The organism is Cellulosimicrobium sp. NPDC055967 (assembly GCF_042269845.1).
Lineage (GTDB): Bacteria > Actinomycetota > Actinomycetes > Actinomycetales > Cellulomonadaceae > Cellulosimicrobium.
In genome coordinates this window covers 190,761-211,331 of the sequence record NZ_JBHJYJ010000007.1, presented here as the reverse complement: position 1 = coordinate 211,331, position 20,571 = coordinate 190,761, and the positions used below count along the sequence as shown (strand labels likewise).

General features: G+C 74.3%; 21 protein-coding genes. 9 read left to right on the top strand and 12 right to left on the bottom strand.

The genetic code is table 11. The features are described from left to right. Positions 1–47 precede the first annotated feature (47 nt). The 5 genes from ACFC2L_RS11845 to ACFC2L_RS11825 all read left to right on the top strand — a co-directional run bounded on the left by ACFC2L_RS11845 (position 48) and on the right by ACFC2L_RS11825 (position 4,242). A complete protein-coding gene (locus ACFC2L_RS11845; RefSeq protein ID WP_375824501.1) occupies positions 48–1,562 on the top strand; it encodes a catalase in 1,515 nt (504 codons plus the stop codon). Positions 1,563–1,707: 145 nt separating this feature from the next. Beyond that, positions 1,708–2,079 (top strand): DUF1844 domain-containing protein, encoded by a 372-nt coding sequence (locus ACFC2L_RS11840; RefSeq protein WP_375824500.1) that lies wholly within the window; start codon positions 1,708–1,710, stop codon positions 2,077–2,079. Further along, complete coding sequence (locus ACFC2L_RS11835; RefSeq protein WP_375824499.1) at positions 2,076–2,837, top strand: hypothetical protein; 762 nt, start codon at positions 2,076–2,078, stop codon at positions 2,835–2,837. Before ACFC2L_RS11840 ends, ACFC2L_RS11835 begins: the two co-directional genes overlap by 4 nt. Continuing rightward, positions 2,834–3,619, top strand: a complete 786-nt coding sequence (locus ACFC2L_RS11830) for a S1C family serine protease (protein ID WP_375824498.1) — start codon at positions 2,834–2,836, stop codon at positions 3,617–3,619. The genes ACFC2L_RS11835 and ACFC2L_RS11830 overlap by 4 nt, the downstream gene beginning before the upstream one ends. A gap of 101 nt (positions 3,620–3,720) precedes the next feature. Then, positions 3,721–4,242: a hypothetical protein gene (locus ACFC2L_RS11825; RefSeq protein WP_375824497.1), complete on the top strand. Its 522-nt coding sequence runs from the start codon at positions 3,721–3,723 to the stop codon at positions 4,240–4,242. A 10-nt stretch (positions 4,243–4,252) separates the two neighbouring features. Here ACFC2L_RS11825 and ACFC2L_RS11820 read toward each other — a convergent pair whose 3' ends face one another. The 7 genes from ACFC2L_RS11820 to ACFC2L_RS11790 form a co-directional block, all read right to left on the bottom strand. Beyond that, positions 4,253–4,993: an SseB family protein gene (locus ACFC2L_RS11820; protein WP_375824496.1), complete on the bottom strand. Its 741-nt coding sequence runs from the start codon at positions 4,991–4,993 to the stop codon at positions 4,253–4,255. Continuing rightward, positions 4,990–5,721 carry a bifunctional 1-(5-phosphoribosyl)-5-((5-phosphoribosylamino)methylideneamino)imidazole-4-carboxamide isomerase/phosphoribosylanthranilate isomerase PriA gene (priA, locus tag ACFC2L_RS11815; RefSeq protein ID WP_087472915.1) on the bottom strand — a complete coding sequence of 244 codons (732 nt, stop codon included), beginning with the start codon at positions 5,719–5,721 and terminating at the stop codon, positions 4,990–4,992. Before priA ends, ACFC2L_RS11820 begins: the two co-directional genes overlap by 4 nt. A gap of 83 nt (positions 5,722–5,804) precedes the next feature. Beyond that, positions 5,805–6,482, bottom strand: coding sequence for an imidazole glycerol phosphate synthase subunit HisH (gene hisH / locus ACFC2L_RS11810; RefSeq protein ID WP_375824495.1), 678 nt, complete (start codon positions 6,480–6,482; stop codon positions 5,805–5,807). Beyond that, a complete protein-coding gene (locus ACFC2L_RS11805) occupies positions 6,479–6,991 on the bottom strand; it encodes a hypothetical protein (protein WP_375824494.1) in 513 nt (170 codons plus the stop codon). Before ACFC2L_RS11805 ends, hisH begins: the two co-directional genes overlap by 4 nt. After that, positions 6,988–7,587: an imidazoleglycerol-phosphate dehydratase HisB gene (gene hisB / locus ACFC2L_RS11800; RefSeq protein ID WP_021482124.1), complete on the bottom strand. Its 600-nt coding sequence runs from the start codon at positions 7,585–7,587 to the stop codon at positions 6,988–6,990. Before hisB ends, ACFC2L_RS11805 begins: the two co-directional genes overlap by 4 nt. Continuing rightward, positions 7,584–8,747, bottom strand: coding sequence for a histidinol-phosphate transaminase (locus tag ACFC2L_RS11795; protein ID WP_375824493.1), 1,164 nt, complete (start codon positions 8,745–8,747; stop codon positions 7,584–7,586). The genes hisB and ACFC2L_RS11795 overlap by 4 nt, the downstream gene beginning before the upstream one ends. Positions 8,748–8,882: 135 nt before the next feature. Then, complete coding sequence (locus ACFC2L_RS11790) at positions 8,883–9,443, bottom strand: Rieske (2Fe-2S) protein (protein WP_375824492.1); 561 nt, start codon at positions 9,441–9,443, stop codon at positions 8,883–8,885. A gap of 148 nt (positions 9,444–9,591) precedes the next feature. On the opposite strand from ACFC2L_RS11790, the gene ACFC2L_RS11785 reads away from it, so the two are divergent. The 3 genes from ACFC2L_RS11785 to ACFC2L_RS11775 all read left to right on the top strand — a co-directional run bounded on the left by ACFC2L_RS11785 (position 9,592) and on the right by ACFC2L_RS11775 (position 13,781). Then, complete coding sequence (locus tag ACFC2L_RS11785) at positions 9,592–10,023, top strand: hypothetical protein (RefSeq protein ID WP_375824491.1); 432 nt, start codon at positions 9,592–9,594, stop codon at positions 10,021–10,023. Between the two features lie 118 nt (positions 10,024–10,141). Beyond that, positions 10,142–11,173, top strand: a complete 1,032-nt coding sequence (adhP, locus tag ACFC2L_RS11780; RefSeq protein WP_375824490.1) for an alcohol dehydrogenase AdhP — start codon at positions 10,142–10,144, stop codon at positions 11,171–11,173. 343 nt (positions 11,174–11,516) lie between these two features. Next, complete coding sequence (locus tag ACFC2L_RS11775) at positions 11,517–13,781, top strand: RecQ family ATP-dependent DNA helicase (protein WP_375824527.1); 2,265 nt, start codon at positions 11,517–11,519, stop codon at positions 13,779–13,781. Between the two features lie 15 nt (positions 13,782–13,796). Here ACFC2L_RS11775 and ACFC2L_RS11770 read toward each other — a convergent pair whose 3' ends face one another. Continuing rightward, on the bottom strand, positions 13,797–14,276 hold the full coding sequence (locus ACFC2L_RS11770; protein ID WP_375824488.1) for a GNAT family N-acetyltransferase: 480 nt from the start codon (positions 14,274–14,276) through the stop codon (positions 13,797–13,799). Further along, positions 14,273–15,598 (bottom strand): histidinol dehydrogenase, encoded by a 1,326-nt coding sequence (hisD, locus tag ACFC2L_RS11765; RefSeq protein WP_375824487.1) that lies wholly within the window; start codon positions 15,596–15,598, stop codon positions 14,273–14,275. Before hisD ends, ACFC2L_RS11770 begins: the two co-directional genes overlap by 4 nt. A gap of 118 nt (positions 15,599–15,716) precedes the next feature. Here hisD and ACFC2L_RS11760 point away from each other — a divergent pair, with 118 nt between their 5' ends. Beyond that, positions 15,717–15,953 (top strand): RNA-binding S4 domain-containing protein, encoded by a 237-nt coding sequence (locus ACFC2L_RS11760; RefSeq protein WP_375824486.1) that lies wholly within the window; start codon positions 15,717–15,719, stop codon positions 15,951–15,953. Positions 15,954–15,960: 7 nt separating this feature from the next. Here the strand turns inward: ACFC2L_RS11760 and ACFC2L_RS11755 are convergent, their stop codons facing one another. The 3 genes from ACFC2L_RS11755 to dnaE form a co-directional block, all read right to left on the bottom strand. Continuing rightward, positions 15,961–16,365 (bottom strand): pyridoxamine 5'-phosphate oxidase family protein, encoded by a 405-nt coding sequence (locus tag ACFC2L_RS11755; RefSeq protein ID WP_375824485.1) that lies wholly within the window; start codon positions 16,363–16,365, stop codon positions 15,961–15,963. Positions 16,366–16,441: 76 nt separating this feature from the next. Then, positions 16,442–16,954 (bottom strand): NUDIX domain-containing protein, encoded by a 513-nt coding sequence (locus ACFC2L_RS11750; RefSeq protein WP_375824484.1) that lies wholly within the window; start codon positions 16,952–16,954, stop codon positions 16,442–16,444. A 5-nt stretch (positions 16,955–16,959) separates the two neighbouring features. Continuing rightward, complete coding sequence (gene dnaE / locus ACFC2L_RS11745; protein WP_375824483.1) at positions 16,960–20,496, bottom strand: DNA polymerase III subunit alpha; 3,537 nt, start codon at positions 20,494–20,496, stop codon at positions 16,960–16,962. Positions 20,497–20,571: the final 75 nt, after the last annotated feature.

Sequence of the window (20,571 nt, the reverse complement as noted above, 5' to 3'; positions counted from 1 at the left end):
ATGAGAACACCAGACGGGCCGCGACCGCGGCCCACGGAAGGAGACCCATGACCGCCCCCTTCACCACCACGAACGCCGGCGCGCCCGTCGCCTCGGACGCCCACGCGCAGACCGTCGGCGCCGACGGGCCGATCGTCCTGCACGACCACTACCTCGTCGAGAAGCTCGCCCAGTTCAACCGCGAGCGCGTCCCCGAGCGCGTCGTGCACGCCAAGGGCGGCGGCGCCTTCGGGACGTTCACGGTGACGAACGACGTCAGCACCTTCACGCGCGCTGCCCTCTTCCAGCCCGGCACGACCACCGAGATGCTCGCGCGCTTCTCCTCCGTCGCGGGCGAGCAGGGCTCCCCCGACACGTGGCGCGACCCGCGCGGCTTCGCGCTGAAGTTCTACACGACCGAGGGCAACTACGACCTCGTCGGCAACAACACGCCCGTGTTCTTCCTGCGCGACGGCATCAAGTTCCCCGACTTCATCCGCTCGCAGAAGCGCCTGCCCGGCTCGAACCTGCGCGACAACGACATGCAGTGGGACTTCTGGACCCTGTCCCCCGAGTCCGCGCACCAGGTGACCTGGCTCATGGGCGACCGCGGGCTGCCGTCGAGCTGGCGCCACATGGACGGGTTCGGCTCGCACACCTACCAGTGGATCAACGCGGCCGGCGAGCGGTTCTGGGTCAAGTACCACTTCAAGACGGCGCAGGGCATCGACAACCTCTCGGCCGACGAGGCGTCGCAGCTCGCCGGGTCGGACTCCGACCACCACATCCGCGACCTCTACGACCACATCGACGCGGGCGACTTCCCCCGCTGGACGCTCTCGGTCCAGGTCATGCCCTACGAGGACGCGAAGACCTACCGGTTCAACCCGTTCGACCTGACCAAGGTGTGGCCGCACGCGGACTACCCGCTGGTCGAGGTGGGCGTGATGGAGCTGAACCGCAACCCCGAGAACTACTTCGCGCAGATCGAGCAGGCGACGTTCGCGCCGAGCAACTTCGTCCCCGGCATCGCGACGAGCCCGGACAAGATGCTGCTCGCGCGCATCTTCTCCTACGCCGACGCGCACCGGTACCGCGTGGGCACCAACCATGCCCAGCTCCCCGTCAACGCGCCGCACGCCGCGAGCGAGGGCGGCCACTCGTACGCGAAGGACGGCGCGATGCGCTACTCCTTCTCCTCCGCGACGACGCCCGTCTACGCGCCCAACAGCCAGGGCGGCGCGCACGCCGACCCGGCGCGCGCCGCGGAGTCGGCCGGCTGGGAGGCCGACGGCGAGCTCACGCGCTCCGCCGCGACGCTGCACCCGGAGGACGACGACTTCGGCCAGGCGGGCACGCTCTACCGCGAGGTGTTCGACGACGCGGCGCGCGACCGCTTCCTCGCGACGATCACGGGGCACGTGGGCGCCGTCCGCAGCGACGAGATCCGCGAGCGCGCGATCGCGTACTGGACGAACGTCGACGCGGGCCTCGGGGGTGCGCTGCGCGTCGCGCTCGCCGCCACCGGCGCGCCCGTCGAGGGCGGCCAGCCCGGCACCGCGGCGGAGCCGGTCCGCGTCTGACCCCGCACACGAGATAGCGATCCCCTGCCGAGATAGCGACGTACCGATCCGGTACGTCGCTATCTCGGCGGCAGGTCGCTATCTCGGCGACACCGGGAGACGGGTCGCGTTCGGGGTGGGCGGCACGGCACGACAGGATGGAAAGATGGTCGCCATGAGTACCGAGAACGCCGCCGTGCCCGACCCTGCCACCGACGCGGTGCGCGACATCGCCGACGTCGCCGCCGTGGAGGTCATCACGTCCGCGGCCGTCCACCTCATGAGCGCCGCGGCCGTCAAGTGCGGGCTCGCCGAGGACGCGCAGGAGCAGGGCCACCTCGACCTCGACGAGGCGCGCAAGCTCATCAACGCGCTCGCGGCGCTCCTCACGGCGAGCGCTCCCGACATCGGCAACCAGCACGCCCGCTCGCTCCGTGACGGCCTGCGCTCGCTCCAGCTCGCGTTCCGCGAGGCGTCGGTCTACCCCGACGCCCCGGGCGAGGGTCCGGGCGAGAAGTACACGGGTGCCGTGAGTTGAGCACGCCCCCGGTGCCGCCGCCGCACGGCGGGTCCCCCGAGCCGCCGCAGGCTCGGCCATCGTCACCGCCCGCGCCCGCGAGCGTGCCGCGCGGGACGACGCTCCCGGTCCCGGCCGCGCCGTCGCCGACCGGCGGGCCGCCGTCGTTCGCGCCGGCGTCCGCGGCACCGATCACGACGACGAGCGCGACGACGACCGGGACGCCGGGCGCGACACCGCCCGGCGGGGACGGGACGTCCGCGCCCCGGCGCCGTCGTGGTGCGGTGGTCGCGATCGTGGTGCTGTCCCTCCTCCTCGCGGCCGCGCTGGGGGTAGGCGCCTACCTGTGGGTCACCACGACGCGGTGGCAGGAGTCGAGCGCGGACTGGGAGGGCGAGGCCCGCGGCCTGGGCGAGGACGTCGCCCGGCTCCAGACCGAGCTCGACGGCGCGAACGCGGAGCTCGAGTCCGCGCGCACCCAGCTCACCGCCGCGCAGGACCGCATCAGCGACCTCGCCAACGAGAAGGCGCAGCTCGGCGACGAGAACGAGGCGTCGCAGCAGTACCTCGACTACCAGAGCCGGGTCTCGGAGGCGGCGGGCAAGGTCGCGGCCGCGCTCGGCCAGTGCACGACGGCGCAGACGCAGCTCATCGGCTACCTCAACAACCGCGACGCGTACGACCCCGCGGACCTCGAGCGCTTCGCCGACCAGGTCGACCTGCTGTGCCAGGAGGCCACGGACGCGAACACGCAGCTCCAGCAGGAGCTCGCCGGATGACCCGCCACCGACCCGGGCCGGCCGCCAGGGCCGACGGGCGCTCCGTCCGCCGGCGCGTCGTCGGGTCGCTCGTCCCGGTGTCCCTGCTCGTCGGCTCGCTCGCGGCGTGCGGCGTCCTGCCGGACCTCCCCGCGCCCGTGCCGGACTCGGTCGTGCCGTCGCTCGTCGCTCCCGACGACCCCGCGGGCTCCGAGAACCTCTCGGCGGACGGCTTCGACGCCGTCCGGCGCATGGCCGTACGCATCCGCAACGTGCGCTGCGACGGGCTGTCGACCGGCTCGGGGTTCGCCGTCGACTCCCGGACGCTCATCACCAACAAGCACGTCGTCGACTCGTCGCGCTCGCTGCAGCTCCTCACCTACGACGGCCGCGACATCGCGGCCCAGACCGCGAGCGTGGCCGGACTCGCGGACCTCGCGATCGTCCGGACGGCGGAGGACCTCCCGTCGGCCCCGACCCTCGCCGCGGCCGACCCGGCGCCGGGCGACCCGGTGACGGTCGTGGGCTACCCCGAGGGCGGCCGGCTCACGGTGACGCAGGGCTCGGTCATCGGGACGACGACGGACCCGTTGCACGAGAACCTCGGCGAGGTGCTCGTCACCGACGCCCCGGTCGAGCCCGGGAGCTCCGGCTCCGCGGCGCTCAACGACGCCGGCGAGGTGATCGGCGTCGTCTACGCGAAGACGTCGACCGACAAGTCGCTGCTCGTCCCGGTGAGCACGCTCCAGACGATGCTCGGCGACGAGTCGGCGTTCACGGCCCTCCCGGAGTGCGACGCCTGACCACCCCTGCAAGGAGCCCGTCGCGGCGGTGCGGCGGGCCGGCACGACCCGCCGCACCGCACCCCGCGCGCACCCGGGACCGCAGGTCTACCCTTCCTGCCATGAGCACACACGCGAGCTCGGACACGTCCCCGGTCGACCCGGCGCACATCACCCACGCAGCACGCGACACGCTCACCGTGCGTCGCGTCTTCGGAGAGTCCTACGAGCGCGACGGCACGCTCGTCATCCCCGTCGCGACCGTCTGGGGCGGCACCGGCTCGGGCTGGGGCTCCGGCGCGGGCGAGCTGTCCGGCAAGGGGGCTGCCGACTGGCGTCGCCGCGTCGGGGCCGCGTCCACGCCGGCGGAGGGCGAGGAGGCCGCGACGCCGAGCACGGGCGTGTCGCCCGACCCCGGGTCCGGCAACGCCGGCGGCGAGGCGGGCGGCGAGGGCTCGGGAGGCGGGGGCGGCTTCGGGGTCCGTGTCATCGCCAAGGGCGTCTACGTCGTCGACGACGCGGGCGTGCGCTGGCAGCCCGCGCTCGACCTCAACCGCGTGATCCTCGGCGGGCAGGCCCTCGGCGCCGTCGTCGCGTTCTCGGCCGCGCTCGCGTGGGGCCTGAGCCGCCTGCGCCGTCGCTGACCCGCGGGCGTCAGTCCGCCCGGCCGACCCGCAGCTCGAGGCCGTCCACGCGCTCGGACACGACGGCGTCGTTTGCGAGCGCGCCGTTGACCTGCCCGAGCACGGCGTCGAGGCCCGCCCGGTCCAGCCCGGCGTCGATGCGCAGCACGACGGCGACCTCCGCGCGCCGCCCGGGCTCCGCCCACGCCCGCGCGACGTGCGGGATCCCGGCGAGCGCGCCCTGGACCGCCGCGAGCACCTCGGGGTCCACCGCGCCGTCGACGACGGCCGGCGACCAGTCCTTGCCCTGGGCGAGCGCCCACACGGCCGGGCGGGGCACGAGCGCGGTCACGGGCCCGCCCGGGTCGAGGACGAGCAGCGACCAGTCCTCGCTCACGGCGGACAGCGCCGCGCGGCGCGCGTCCACGGGGACGGGGCGCGCGGTCGCGCGCCACGCCGCCATCGCCGCCACGGACGTGAACACGGGGAGCGCGCGGCGCCCGTCCGGCGCCTCGATCGCGACGACGCCGGCCGAGGCCTCCTTGTCGACGGTGTGCCCGTGCTCGCCCTCGCCCGCGCTCTCGAGCTCGGCCAGGATCGGGACGAGGACGCGCGTCTCGCCGAGCCGCGCGACGACCTCGGCCAACGAGCCCGTGCCCGCGGCGTAGGCGTCGAGCAGCGCGGCCAGCGCCGGGTCGGCCGACCCGTCGTCGCCCGCGAAGCCGGAGGACGGCGGCAGCGCCTTCCCCGCGGGCTCCGGGCCCGTCGTCACGGCCGGCCCGCGACGTCGAGCGCCTGGGGCAGCGTGAACGCGCCCGCGTAGAGCGCCTTGCCCACGATCGCGCCCTCGACGCCCGCGGGGACGAGCGCGCGCAGCGCCTCGAGGTCGGCGAGGCTGGAGATGCCGCCCGACGCGACGACCGGCGCCTCCGTGCGCGCCGCGACGTCGCGCAGGAGGTCGATGTTCGGCCCGCGCAGCGTGCCGTCCTTGGTCACGTCCGTGACGACGTAGCGCGCGCACCCGGCGGCCTCGAGGCGGTCGAGGACCTCCCACAGGTCGCCGCCCTCCTGCGTCCATCCGCGCGCGGCGAGCGTGGTGCCGCGCACGTCGAGGCCGACGGCGATCGCGTCGCCGTGCTCGGCGATGACCTTCGCCGTCCACTCGGGGTTCTCGAGCGCCGCGGTGCCGAGGTTGACGCGGCGCGCGCCCGTGGCGAGCGCACGCTCGAGCGACGCGTCGTCGCGGATCCCGCCGGAGAGCTCGACCTGGACGTCGAGGCGCGCGACGACGTCGGCGAGCAGCTCCGCGTTGGAGCCGCGGCCGAACGCGGCGTCGAGGTCCACGAGGTGGATCCACTCCGCACCGCCCGACTGCCAGTCGAGCGCGGCGGCGAGCGGGTCGCCGTACGAGGTCTCGGAGCCGGCCTCGCCCTGGACGAGGCGGACGGCCTGGCCGTCGGCGACGTCGACGGCGGGGAGCAGCACGAGGCGGTCGGTCACGGGGTTCTCCATCGGTGTCGGTGGCGCGTCGCTGTCGCGCCGGGTGGTGCGCGCCGGGCGAGGTGCACCGGGCGCGCGGTCGGTCAGAGCGAGCGGACCCAGTTCTCGAGCAGGGTCGCACCCGCGTCGCCGGACTTCTCGGGGTGGAACTGCGTGGCGGACAACGGCCCGTTCTCCACGGCGGCGACGAACCGCCCCCCGTGGTCGGACCACGTGACGAGCGGGCGCCGGATCGGCGAGTCCGCGGGCAGGTCCTGGCCCGTCGTGAACGACCGGGCGGCGTAGGAGTGGACGAAGTAGAAGCGCTCGTCCTCGACGCCGCGGAACAGCACGCTGCCCGCGGGCACGTCGACCGTGTCCCAGCCCATGTGGGGGACGACCTCTGCCTCGAGGCGGTCGACGAGACCGGCCCACTCCCCCAGCCCGTCGGTCAGGGTGCCGTGCTCGTCGCCCTGGTCGAACATGACCTGCATGCCCACGCAGATGCCGAGCACGGGCCGCCCGCCGGCGAGCCGCCGTCCGACGATCTCGTCGCCGCGGACGCCGCGCAGGCCCGCCATGACCGCGGCGAACGCACCGACGCCGGGGACGACGAGCCCGTCGGCGTCCTGGGCCGCGGCGCGGTCCGCGGTGAGCTCGACGTCCGCGCCGACGCGCTCGAGCGCGCGCACGGCCGAGCGGACGTTGCCGAACCCGTAGTCGAGCACGACGACGGACGGGCGCCGCGCGCCCGACGCCCCGCCGGCGACCTGCTCGCTCATGCGCCGCTCTTCCGGGCCCGGCGCGCGGCGGACGTGAGCAGCCGCATCGCCTTCCAGCGCGAGATGGACGAGCTCGCGACGACGCCGTCCTGGTCGGCGAGCGTCGTCGTGCCGGTGAGCAGGTCCTCGAGCGACTCGGGCGCGCCGCCGAGCACGAGGCCCGGGGCCAGCTGGTCGCCCGGGGCGCCGTCGGCCCAGCGCGTCATCGTGAGCTGCTCGCCGCTGCGCGCGACGAGCACGAGCGGCACGCCCTTGACCAGGGTGGTCAGCGCGGCGGCGGCGTGCGCGGGCGCGTCGCCCGCCGTGTCGCGGAGCACCGCGACGGCGCCCACGTCGGTCGGCACGACGTCGGCCTCGACCTGCGCGAGCGAGCACGCCGCGGCGAGCGGCTCGGCTCCGGCGATCTGCGTGATGAGCGCGACGAGGTCGGGTGCCGCCGGACCCGTGAGGGACGAGAGGTCGTCCGGGATCTCGACGCCGTCCAGCGCGTCGTCGTCGTGCGTGCTCACAGGGCCCCCTTGGTGGACGGGACGCCCTCGACGCGCGGGTCGGGAGCGACCGCGGCGCGCAGCGCCCGAGCGAGCGCCTTGAACTGCGCCTCGACGATGTGGTGCGGGTCGCGGCCCGCGAGGACGCGCACGTGGATGCAGATGCCCGCGTGGTGCGCGATCGACTCGAGCACGTGGCGCGTGAGCGACCCCGTGAAGTGCCCGCCGATGAGGTGGTACTCCTGCCCCTCCGGCTCGCCCGAGTGCACCAGGTAGGGGCGCCCGGACACGTCCACGACCGCGAGCGCGAGCGCCTCGTCGAGGGGCACGGTGGCGTCGCCGAAGCGGCCGATGCCGACCTTGTCCCCGAGCGCGACGCGCAGCGCCTCGCCGATCGTGATCGCCACGTCCTCGACGGTGTGGTGCGCGTCGATGTGCGTGTCGCCCGTCGCGACGACCTTGAGGTCGATGAGCGAGTGCTTGCCCAGCGCCGTGAGCATGTGGTCGTAGAACGGGACGGTCGTCGAGATCTCCGTCCGTCCCGTGCCGTCGAGGTCGAGCTCGACGAGCACGCTCGACTCGGACGTCGCGCGCTCGATGCGCGCGGTGCGCTTCACAGTCCTGCCACCTCCACGAGGGCCTGTCGGAAGGCCCGCATCTCCTCGCCGGTGCCGATCGACACCCGCAGCCAGCCGTCGGGACCAGTCTCCCGGATGAGCACGCCCCGCTCCAACAACGCCGCCCAGACCGCGTGCCGGTCGTCGAACGTGCCGAACAGGACGAAGTTCGCGTCGGACTCCGCGACCGCGAGCGCGCGCCCGTCCGGGTGCCGGAGCGAGCGCAGCCACGCGACGGTCTCGTCGCGGCGCTCGCGCAACGCGGAGACCTGCGCGAGCAGCTCCGCCGAGTGCGCCAGGGCCGCGCGGGCGACCGCCTGGGTCACGGCCGACAGGTGGTACGGGAGCCGGACGACGCGCAGCGCGTCGACGAGCTCGCGCGACGCCGCGAGGTACCCCACGCGGGCGCCCGCGAGCGCGAACGCCTTGGACATCGTGCGCGTCACGGCGAGGTTCGGGTAGCGGTCGAGCAGCTCGAGCGCCGACGGCGTGCCGGCACGTCGGAACTCCCCGTACGCCTCGTCCACGACGACGACGGCCGGCGCCTCGCGACCGTCGGCGAGCGGGACGCGGACCGCGAGCGCCGCCTCGCACACCGCCTCGACGGTCGCCGCGGGCAGCGCGGTCCCGGTCGGGTTGTTGGGGCTCGCGAGCAGGACGACCGAGGGCTGCTCGCGCGCGATCACCTCGCGCGCGTGCTCCGGGTCGAGCGTGAAGTCCTCGGCCCGACGCCCGACGACCCACGCCGTGTGGGTGTCGCGCGCGTACTCCGGGTACATCGAGTACGTGGGCGCGAACGACACCGCGGTGCGGCCCGGGCCGCCGAACGCCTGCAGCACGTGGAGCATGATCTCGTTCGACCCGTTGGCCGCCCAGAGCTGCTCGGCGCCCAGCACGACGCCGGACTCCGTGCCCAGGTACGCCGCGAGGTCGGCACGCAGCCCGAGGAAGTCGCGGTCGGGGTAGCGGTTGAGCCCGGCGGCGGCGTCGCGCACGGCCTGGGCGATCGTCGCGACGACGGCCTCGCTCGGCGCGTGCGGGTTCTCGTTGACGTTGAGCAGGACCGGGACGTCGAGCTGGGGCGCGCCGTACGGCTCGACGCCGGCGAGCTCGGGGCGCAGCGGGAGCAGGGGCCGTCCCGCGACGGAGGGTGGGGTCACCCGGACAGTCTACGAACCGTGCGCCCACCGACGTCCGTGACGTCCGGCACGCGGGCAGCGACGCTGGTCGTGGGCGGGCTCGCGCTGACCTCGCGCTGACCTCGCGCCCGACGCGCGCGGTCCCCGGCCGCCGTGTCAGGCCGACGTGACCTCGCCGCCGTCGACCGTCACGGGCACCTCGGGCAGCGGCGACGGCGCCGGTCCGCCCAGCACGGCACCCGTCGCGAGGTCGTAGCGGGACGCGTGGCACGGGCACAGGAGCTCGCCGTCCCCGGGCCCGACCGTGCAGCCCTGATGGGTGCAGATCGCGCTGAAGGCCGCGAACGTGCCCTCCTCGGGCTGCGTGACGAGGAGCGGGGCGCCCGCGACGGTGACCGCGAGCGCCCCGCCGACCGGGACGTCGTCGGTGCTCGCGAGCGCCTGTCCGGGCTCGACGACGGCCTCGCCCCCGCCGGAGCCGCCGTCGCCGCTCGTCCCCCCGCTCCGCGTCCCCGACGGCTCGCCGCCGCACGCGGCGAGGAGGGCGAGCGCGGCGCCCGCTCCGGACCCGGCGAGGACGACGCGCCGCGTCGGCGTCGCCGCGTGGGGGACACGCGGCAGCGGGGCGGAATCCCGGTCCGGGCCACGGGCCGGAGCCCTCGTGCCCCGGTCGGGTCCGGCGCCGGGCGCGACGTCTGCGCGGTGCGGTGCGTCCATGTCCGGCCTCCCTGCACGGTGCCTGCACGGACGGACCCCTCGACCCGCCCCGGCCGCCCGGCGCGCGCGACGCCGCCGTCGGCGGTTCCATTGAAGCACCGGGGTGCGCGAGCCGCGCCCCGACCGCCCCCGAGCGGAGGAGACGACGATGTCCGTGACCACGGGGCCGCCGACCCCGCCCGTGCGGGAAGGCCACGCGCTCGGCGCGTGGGTCCTGCGCGGCCTGACCGCGGCCGGGCTGCTTCTCTCCGCGGACGTCCACCTCGTCCTGTTCGTCGAGGGCTACCGCGACATCGCCGTGGTCGGCCCGCTCTTCGCGCTCAACGCCGTCGCGGGGGTCGTCCTCGGCCTCCTGGTGCTCGTGTGGCGGCACTGGCTCCCGCTCCTCGGCGCGGTCGGCTTCGGGGCGCTGACCCTCGCCGCGTTCTACCTGTCGACGACCGTGGGGTTCTTCGGCGTGAACGAGACCGTGGGCGGGACGCAGCAGGTGCTCGCCGCGGTGAGCGAGTGGGTCGTCGTGGCCGCCGGGACGCTCGCGCTCGTCGTGGAGGGGCGAAGGTCACGAGCCGCCCGGTCGTGAGTCACGCGTCGCACCGCTCGTCGCGACGACCGGTACCCGCGCGCGTAGCGTCGAGGACGAGGCAGGACCGCCGGCACGGTCCGGCCGCCACTCTCCCCGAGGATCCGAGGTGATCGTCATGCCCACCATGCGTGCCGCCGTCGTCCACTCCTTCACGGACCCGCTGAGCGTCGACGAGGTCGAGGTCCCGTCGCCCGGACCCCACGAGGCGCTCGTCCGGGTCGACTACACCGGCGTCTGCCACACGGACCTGCACGCCGCGCACGGCGACTGGCCGGTCAAGCCCGTTCCCCCGTTCGTGCCCGGCCACGAGGGCGTCGGGACGGTCGTCGCGGTCGGCGACCAGGTGACGCGCGTCCGGGTCGGCGACACGGTCGGCAACGCCTGGCTCTGGAGCGCGTGCGGCGAGTGCGAGTACTGCGAGACCGGCTGGGAGACGCTGTGCCCGAACCAGAAGAACGGCGGCTACTCGGTCGACGGCTCGTTCGGCCAGTACATGCTCGTCGACTCGCGGTACTGCCCGGTGGTCCCGGACGGGGTCGAGCCGTCCGCCGTCGGGCCGATCCTGTGCGCGGGCGTCACCGTCTACAAGGGGCTCAAGGTCACGGACACCCAGCCCGGCGAGTGGGTGCTCGTCTCCGGCATCGGCGGGCTCGGGCACATCGCGGTGCAGTACGCCGTGGCGATGGGCCGCCGCGTCGCCGCGGTGGACGTGGACGACGAGAAGCTCGCCCTCGCGCGCAAGCACGGGGCGGAGGTCACCGTCAACGCGGCCACGTCGCCCGACGCCGCGGCCGAGATCCAGGACCTGACCGGCGGCGGCGTCCACGGCGCGCTCGTGACCGCCGTCAACGCGCACGCGTTCCCCCAGGCGGTCGGCGCGCTGCGCCGCGGCGGCACGGTCTCGCTCGTCGGCCTCCCGCCGGAGAAGTTCCCGCTCGACATCTTCACGACCGTGCTCTTCGGGCTGACCGTCCGCGGCTCGATCGTCGGGACGCGCAAGGACATGGCGGAGGCGCTCGACTTCTTCGCGCGCGGGAAGATCAGCCCGACGTACACGGTGCGCCCGCTCGACGACGTCAACGCGATCTTCGCCGAGATGGAGGAGGGCAGGATCGACGGTCGCGTGGTCATGGACATGCGCTCCTGACGCCCTGCGCGATCGACCCGCACGGCCCGCGACCCCGTCCCCGGGGTCCGCGGGCCGCTGCCTGTGCACGACGACCCGAGGGTCGGCGGGTGCGCCTACGATCGTGCGGGTGAGCCCCACCGACCCGTACGCCGACCTGCCCTTCGACCCGGCCGACGCGCCGCCGCTCGACGAGCCCGCCGACCCGTACGGCGACCCTTGGGCGTCAGCCGCGCCGAGGGGGCCCGGACCGGACGCGGCACCCGAGCCGCGCGCGGAGGCGGCGGACGGCTCCGCCCTACCGGCCGGCGCGCCCTCCCCCGCGCCCGACGGCGGGGAGGCCGCCAAGCGGGCCAAGCTCGCCATGCTGCGCGGCCTGCTCGACGGGCAGTCGCTGCGCGAGGACGCCGAGACCGCGCTGCGCGCGCTCGTGGGGCGCGAGGACGCGGCGCTGCGCGAGGACCAGTGGCGCGCGATCGAGGCCCTCGTGGCGTTCCGGCGCCGTGCGCTCGTCGTGCAGCGCACCGGGTGGGGCAAGTCCGCCGTGTACTTCGTGGCCACGCGCCTGCTGCGCGACCGCGGAGCCGGGCCGACCGTCATCGTCTCCCCGCTCCTGGCGCTCATGCGCGACCAGATCTCGGCCGCCGCGCGGGCGGGCATCAAGGCCGTCACCATCAACTCCGCCAACGTCACCGAGTGGGACGACGTGCACCGGGCCATCGCGGACGGTGAGGTCGACGTGCTGCTGTGCTCGCCGGAGCGGCTCAACAACCCCGGCTTCCGCGACGAGGTGCTCCCCCGGCTCGCGGCCGACGCGGGCCTCGTCGTCATCGACGAGGCGCACTGCATCTCCGACTGGGGGCACGACTTCCGGCCCGACTACCGCCGCATCCGTACGCTCCTCGCCGACCTGCCGCCCGGCATCCCCGTGCTCGCGACGACGGCGACCGCGAACGCGCGCGTGACCGCGGACGTTGCGGAGCAGCTCGGCGTGACCGCGGCGCACGCGTCCGGCGCGGCCGCCGGAGCCGGCGAGGCGGGCCACGAGGACGTGCTCGTCCTGCGCGGCGGGCTGGACCGCGAGTCCCTCCACCTCGCCGTCCTGCGCCTGCCGGACCAGCCCACGCGCGTCGCGTGGCTCGTCGAGGCGCTGCAGGACGTCGACGGCTCGGGCATCGTCTACTGCCTCACCGTCTCCGCGGCCGAGCAGGTCGCGAGCCAGCTGCGCGCGGCGGGGCTCGCCGTCGCCTCGTACACCGGCCAGACCGACCCGGCCGAGCGCGAGCGCCTGGAGGAGGACCTCAAGGAGAACCGGGTCAAGGCGCTCGTCGCGACCTCGGCGCTCGGGATGGGCTTCGACAAGCCCGACCTGGCGTTCGTCGTGCACCTCGGCGCGCCGAGCTCCCCCATCGCCTACTACCAGCAGGTCGGGCGCGCGGGCCGTGGCGTGGACTCGGCCGTCGTCGTGCTGCTGCCCGGCGAGGAGGACCGGCGCATCTGGGAGTGGTTCGCCTCGACCGCGTTCCCGCCGCAGGCCCAGGTCCGCACGACGCTCGACGCCCTGAGCACGGGCGGGACCCAGTCGGTCGCCCAGCTCGAGACGCAGGTCGACCTCAAGCGCTCGCGTCTCGAGGGCATGCTCAAGGTGCTCGACGTCGACGGCGCCGTCCGGCGCGTCAAGGGCGGCTGGGAGGCAACGGGGCGGCCGTGGACGTACGACGCGGAGCGGTACGAGCGCGTCGACGCCACGCGCACCGCGGAGCAGCAGGCGATGCTCGACTACGAGGCGACCGACGGGTGCCGCATGGCGTTCCTGCGCGCCGCGCTCGACGACCCGGAGCTCGAGGACGGGTGGCGCTGCGGGCGCTGCGACACGTGCGGTGGCGTGACGCTGCCCGCGCTCCCGGACGCGGAGGCGGTCGCCGCGGCGCGCGCCGACATGGACCGGCCCGGCGTCGAGGTCGTCGCGCGCCGTCAGTGGCCGAGCGGCATGGACCGCCTGGGCCTCGACCTGCGCGGGCGCCTCGGCGCGGACGAGCTCGCGGAGACCGGGCGGGCCGTCGCGCGGCTCGACGGGCTGGGCTGGTCGGCGCCGCTGCGCGAGCTCTTCGCCCCCGCGACGCCCGACGGCGACACGCCCGTCGCGCTCCGGCGCGCGGCCGCGCGGGTGCTCGACGACTGGGCCGAGCTCTACGAGGCCGCCACTGCGCCGGAGGCGGAGACCGGGCCCGGCGAGGGAGCCGAACCCGGCGCCACGGCTCCCGCCGGACGTCGGCTCCTCGTGGACGGCGTCGTCGCGGTCCGCTCGGCGACGCGACCGCGGCTCACGTTCCACCTCGCGAACGGGCTCGCGAGCTACCTCGGCAAGCCGCTCATCGGCGCCGTCGGGCCGGTCCCGGGCCGCGAGGAGCCGGGCCGGCACGACGTGAACTCCGCGACCCGGCTCGCGGGGGTCGCCGGCCGCCTGCAGCTCGAGCTGTCGGACGCCGCGCGGGCGGGACTCGCCGGCCGCCGCGTGCTCCTCGTCGACGACTACACCGAGTCGGGCTGGACCCTCACGGTCGCGGCACGCCTGCTGCGCCAGGCCGGCGCGGCGGCCGTGCACCCGTTCGTCCTCGGCGTGCGCTGAGGCGGCGAGAGCGCGTCACCACCGCAGGCGCAGCTCGGTGTACGTCGTGTCGACGAAGCCCAGCGCGCGGTACAGGGACTCGCCGTCGGGCGTGGCGTGCAGGGAGACCGAGTCCGCGCCGCTCTCGCGCGCCCAGTCGAGGGCCGCGACGACGCACGCGCGCGCGTAGCCCTGACCCCTCGCCCCCGGCACGGTGCAGACGTTCGACAGGTGCGCCGTCGTGCCGTGCGGGTTCCGTGCCGACGGCGCCGACCGGTGCAGCTCGACGAGGGCGCACGCCGCGACCTGGCCGGGCGCGTCGACGACGAAGGCGACGACGTCGTCCGAGCCGAGCATCCGGGTGAACCACTCCCTGGCCCGGTGCTGCCAGGAACGGTCGTCGGCCTCCGCCTCCCCCATCGCGCGCATGAGGTGCACGCGCAGGGCGACGAGGTCGGCGGCGTCGCGCGGGACCGCGCGCCGCACCGGCACGCGGTCCTCGCGCGCGGCGGTCACAGGAACCGTGCCCGCACCGCCTCGCCGTGGGCCGGGAGGTCCTCGTCGTTCGCGACGGCGACGATCCGGTCCGCCAGCTCCTCCAGGGCGTCACGGTCGTACTCGACGACCTGGACCGCCTTGACGTAGCTGTGCACCCCGAGGCCGCTCGAGAAGTGCGCGCAGCCGCCTGTCGGCAGCACGTGGTTGGACCCGGCCATGTAGTCGCCGAGCGAGACGGGCGACCAGGGGCCGACGAAGATCGCACCCGCGCTCGTGACCCGCTCCGCCAGCGCTGCCGCGCCGTCCGCCTGGATCTCGAGGTGCTCCGCGCCGTACGCGTCGACCACCTGCAAGCCGTGCTCGAGGTCGTCGACGAGCACGACCGCGGACTGCGGACCGGCGAGGGCCTGCGCGACGCGCGCCGCGTGCTTCGTGGCGCTCACGAGGTCCGCGAGGCGCGCCTCGACCGCGGCGGCGAGCTCGACGGAGGGCGTGACGAGGACGGCCGCCGCCAGCGGGTCGTGCTCCGCCTGGCTGATGAGGTCGGCCGCCACGTGCCCCGGGTCGGCGGAGCCGTCCGCGAGGATCGCGATCTCCGTGGGGCCCGCCTCCGCGTCGATGCCGACGACGCCCCGGACGAGCCGCTTGGCCGCGGCCACGAACACGTTGCCGGGGCCCGTCACGACGTCGACCGGCTCGCACAGCACGTCCCCGTCCTGCGGCTCGCTGCCCGCGGCGCCGTAGGCGAACATCGCGACCGCCTGCGCACCGCCCACCGCGTAGACCTCGTCGACGCCGAGCAGCGCGCACGCCGCGAGGATCGTCGGGTGCGGCAGGCCGTCGTTCTCCTTCTGCGGCGGCGACGCGACCGCGAGGCTGCGGACGCCCGCCTCCTGCGCCGCGACGACGTTCATCACCACGGAGGACGGGTAGACCGCGAGGCCGCCGGGCGCGTAGAGCCCGACGCGTCGCACCGGCACCCAGCGCTGGCGGACCTGCGCCCCGGGCGCGATCTCGACCGTGAAGTCCTGCGGACGCTGCGCGGCGTGCACGAGCCGCACGCGACGGATCGCCTCCTCCAGGCCCGACCGGACGGCCGGGTCGAGGGCGGCGAGCGCGTCGGCGAGCGCGTCGGCCGGGACGCGCAGGTGCACGGGGCGCACGCCGTCGAACCGCTCGGCGTACTCGCGCAGCGCGTCCGCGCCGCGCGCCCGGACCGCCTCGATGATCGGGGCGACCCGATGCGCCGCGTCCTCGACGCCGAGCTCTGCGCGCGGCAGGGTCTCGACGAGCTCGCGGGCGGACAGGGAACGTCCTCGAAGATCGATGCGGGTGATCATGGGTCGAGTCTAGGAGCCCGTGCGCCGCCGCGACGAGGCGTTTCGTCCACCGGTCGTCCGGGGCGGACCACGTCACACCGTGTCGTGGCGGGGCCCGCCGGCGGGGACAATGGGAGCCATGAGCTCCCCTGACGACGCCCGCCCGGTCGAGATCTCCGACGACGTCATCCGCCTCGGCCAGTTCCTCAAGCTCGCCGGCCTCGCCGAGTCCGGCGCCGAGGCGCGCGAGCTCGTCACGGAGGGCGAGGTCCGCGTCAACGGCGAGGTCGACACGCGCCGCGGACGCCAGCTGCACCGCGGCGACGTCGTCTCGGTCGACCACCCCCAGGGGACCGAGAGCGCGACCGTCGCCTGAACGACCGTCAGGCCATGTACGTCGAGGCCATCACCTTGTCCGGGGTGAGGCGCAGGACGACGCGCTCGGGGTTGTGGTCGAGCGGGCGGTACCGGCGGGCGTAGCGCGCGACGGCGTCCGCCACCTCGTCCTCGTCCTCGACGACCTCGATGGTGCCCTCGAGCGTGAGCCACCGCCCACCGTCGACCTGGCACACCGCGGCGCGGGGCGCGCCGCCCCCCGCCCCCGGCAGGCGCGCGTTGCGGGCCTTGACCGACGCGCGGTTCGTCGTGATGCGGAGCACGCCCGCGTCGGCGTCCCACGTGAAGGCGACGGGGACGACGTGCGGCGTGCCGTCGGCGCGCAGCGTGGTGAGGGTCGCCAGGTGGCGTTCGGTGACGAAGACGAGCTGTTCCGGGTTGAGGCGCATCACGGCGTCGAGCCTACGGGCTCCGGTGCAGGACGCGGCCGGCGCCCGGTCCCCGGACGACCCCTGCGCGCGTGCGGGGTCAGGCGCCGAACCCGAAGGTCATGACGGGCGGCACGGAGCCCCCAGCGAGTGCCCGCAGGACGTGCAGCTCGTGCGGGACGACGCGGTCCGGCAGGTCGTCGAGGCCGAACCACCGCAGGTCGGCCGCCTTGTCCCGCTCCTGGAGCACTGCGGCACCGCCCCACACCGTCGCGGTGAAGAAGAAGTCGACACGCTGCTCGAGCGCCGGACCGCCGGGCTCGCCGCGGTGGAGCGCGGTGAGAGGTCGCAGGTCGGCAGGGTCGATCTCGACGCCGAGCTCCTCCCGCGCCTCGCGCACGGCGGCCGCCACCGCCGACTCCCCCGGCTCGACGTGCCCGGCCGCCGCCGCGGCCCAGAACCCGTCGCAGTACCCGGTGCCCTGCCGGAGCTGGAGCAGCACCTCGTCGCCGCGGCGCAGCAGCACGTAGGCCGCGGGCACGACCCGGAACCGGTGCGCCGCCGAGCCGTCGTCCCACGACGCGGGCACGGCCCCGTCGACGGCCTCGGTCATCCGCGTCAGCCGACCAGGCACGACGGCCCGAGCAGGGCCTTGAGGTCGCCGAACAGCGCCGGTGACTTCTCGACGCGCAGCCCGTCGCCCGCGCGGACGACCGTCGTCTTGCCGGGTTCCAGCACCTGGACGTGGACCTCGGCCGAGCCGGGGTGCGTCGCGAGCACCTCGCGCAGCCGCACGATGATGGGCTCCACGCAGCGCGTGTGGGACACCTTCACGGCGAGCGGCGACTCCGCGCCCACCGTGATGTCGGGCAGCGACACCTCCATGGCCTGGAGCTGCATCGTGTCGTCACGACGGCGCACGCGCCCGCGCAGCACGACCACCTGGTCCTCGGCGAGGATCGTCGAGTAGGCCAGGTACGTCTCGCCGAAGAACATGACCTCCACGGCGCCCTCGAGGTCCTCGATGGTCACCGCCGCCCACGGGTTGCCGTTCTTGCTCATCTTGCGCTGGAGCGACGTGACCAGGCCCGCGATCACCACGGTCGACCCGTCCGGGCGGCCCTCGTCCGCGAGCAGGTTCGCGATGCCGGTGTCGGCCGCCCGCGTGAGCACGTGCTCCAGGCCGGAGAGCGGGTGGTCGGACACGTAGAGACCGAGCATCTCGCGCTCGAACGCGAGCCGCTGCTTCTTGTCCCAGTCCGGCAGGTCGGGCACGTCGACGGAGAACGACATGCCGTCCTCGGCGTCGCCGCCGAAGTCGGCGAACAGGTCGAACTGCCCCTCGGCCTCCTTGCGCTTGACGCTGATGACCGAGTCGACCGCCTGCTCGTGCACGACGAGCAGCGCGCGCCGCGGGTGACCGAGGGAGTCGAACGCGCCCGCCTTGATGAGCGACTCGATGGTGCGCTTGTTGCAGACGACGGCCGGCACCTTGTCGAGGAAGTCGGTGAACGACGTGAACGCGCCCTTCTCCTCGCGCGTGCGGATGATCGCGTCGACCACGTTCGCCCCGACGTTGCGCACGCCCGTGAGGCCGAAGCGGATGTCGTTGCCCACGGCCGTGAACTTGGCCGCCGAGTCGTTCACGTCGGGCGGCAGCACCGTGATGTGCATGCGCCGGCACTCGTTGAGGTACAGGGCGAGCTTGTCCTTGTCGTCCCGCACGCTCTGCAGGAGCGCCGCCATGTACTCGGTCGGGTAGTTCGCCTTGAGGAACGCCGTCCAGTACGCGACGAGGCCGTAGCCCGCCGAGTGCGCCTTGTTGAACGCGTAGCCCGCGAACGGGACGAGCGTGTCCCACACGGCCTGGATCGCGCCGTCGGAGTACCCGCGCTCGCGGCAGCCGGCCTGGAAGGGCACGAACTCCTTGTCGAGGATCTCCTTCTTCTTCTTGCCCATCGCACGCCGCAGCAGGTCGGCCTGGCCGAGCGAGTACCCGGCGAGGATCTGCGCGGCGCGCTGCACCTGCTCCTGGTAGACGATGAGCCCGTAGGTCTCGTCCAGGATCTCGGCGAGCGGCTTCTCGAGCTCCGGGTGGATCGGCTCGATCTTCTGCAGGCCGTTCTTGCGCAGCGCGTAGTTCGTGTGCGAGTTCATGCCCATGGGACCCGGGCGGTACAGCGCGATGACGGCCGAGAGGTCGTCGAACTTGTCCGGCTTCATCTGCCGCAGCAGCGCGCGCATCGGCCCGCCGTCGAGCTGGAACACGCCGAGGGTGTCGCCACGCGCCAGCAGGTCGTAGGACGCCTTGTCGTCGAGCGTGAGCGACTCGATCTCGATCGGGTCCTTGCCGTTCATCACGATGTTCTCGAGCGCGTCGTCGAGGATCGTGAGGTTGCGCAGCCCCAGGAAGTCCATCTTGATGAGCCCGAGGCCCTCGGACGTCGGGTAGTCGAACTGCGTGATGACCGCGCCGTCCTGCGGGCGGCGCATGATCGGGATGATGTCGATGAGCGGGTCGCTCGACATGATGACGCCCGCCGCGTGCACGCCCCACTGCCGCTTCAGGCCCTCGATGCCGCGCGCGAGCTCGACGACGCGCTGCGCCTCGGGGTCGGTGTCGTGGAGCTGACGGAACTCCGCCGCCTCGGGGTAGCGCTCGTGCTTCGGGTCGAAGATCCCGGACAGCGGGATGTCCTTGCCCATGACCGCGGGCGGCATCGCCTTGGTGAGCTTCTCGCCCATCGCGAAGGGGAAGCCCAGGAGACGGGCGGAGTCCTTGAGGGCCTGCTTCGCCTTGATCGTGCCGTAGGTGACGATCTGGGCGACGCGGTCGTCCCCGTACTTCTCCGTGACGTACCGGATGACCTCCCCGCGCCGACGCTCGTCGAAGTCGACGTCGACGTCGGGCATCGACACGCGCTCGGGGTTGAGGAACCGCTCGAAGATCAGGCCGTGCTCGAGCGGGTCGAGCTCGGTGATGCCCATGAGGTAGGAGGCCATCGACCCGGCGGCCGAGCCACGGCCCGGCCCGACCCGGATCCCCTGCTCCTTGGCCCAGTTGATGAAGTCGGCGACCACGAGGAAGTACCCCGGGAAGCCCATCTGGATGATGACCTCGGTCTCGTACTGCGCCTGCTTGCGCGACGCGTCCGGGATCCCGTTCGGGTACCGCCGGTGCAGCCCCCGCTCGATCTCCTTGACGAACCAGCTCGTCTCGTCCTCGCCGTCGGGGACGGGGAAGCGCGGCATGTAGTTCGCCTTGGTGTCGAACGACACCTCGCACTGCTCGGCGATGAGCAGCGTGTTGTCGCACGCCTCGGGCAGCTCGGCGAACACGCGGCGCATCTCGGCCGCCGACTTCACGTAGTAGCCGGTCCCGTCGAACTTGAACCGGTCCGGGTCGTCGAGCGTCGAGCCGGAGTTGATCGCGAGCAGCGCCTCCTGGCTCGACGCGTCGTCCTCGCGCACGTAGTGCAGGTCGTTCGTCGCGACGAGCCGCGCGCCGATCGTCTCCGCGAGGCGCAGCAGGTCCTGGGTGACCCGGGTCTCGATGTCGAGCCCGTGGTCCATGAGCTCCACGTAGAAGTTCTCGCGCCCGAACACGTCCTGCAGCTCGCCCGCGGTCCGCACGGCCTCGTCCCACTGGCCGAGCCGCAGGCGGGTCTGGATCTCCCCCGACGGGCAGCCGCTCGTCGCGATCAGGCCCTTGCCGTAGGTCTGGAGCAGGTCCCGGTCCATGCGGGGCCACTTGCCCATCTGGCCGTCCAGCGACGCCAGCGACGACGCCCGGAACAGGTTGTGCAGGCCCTCGTTGTCCTTGGCGAGGAGCGTCATGTGCGTGTACGCGCCGCGCGCCGAGACGTCGTCGGACTCCTGCCCCTGCTGACCGAACCGCACGCGCGTCTGGTCGAACCGGCTGGTCCCCGGCGTGATGTACGCCTCGACGCCGATGATCGGCTTGATGCCCTTCGCCTGCGCGCGCGACCAGAACTCGAAGGCCCCGAACACGTAGCCGTGGTCCGTCGTCGCGATCGCCTTCTGGCCGAGCCGCTCGACCTCGTCGAACAGGTCGCCGATCCGCGCCGCGCCGTCCAGCATCGAGTACTCGGTGTGGACGTGGAGGTGGACAAAGTCCTCAGCGGCGGTCGGCATGCACCGATCTTAGGCGCGCACCACCGACACTCCAGCGACGTCGCGGCGGGTCGTGCGCCATGTCACGCGACGGAC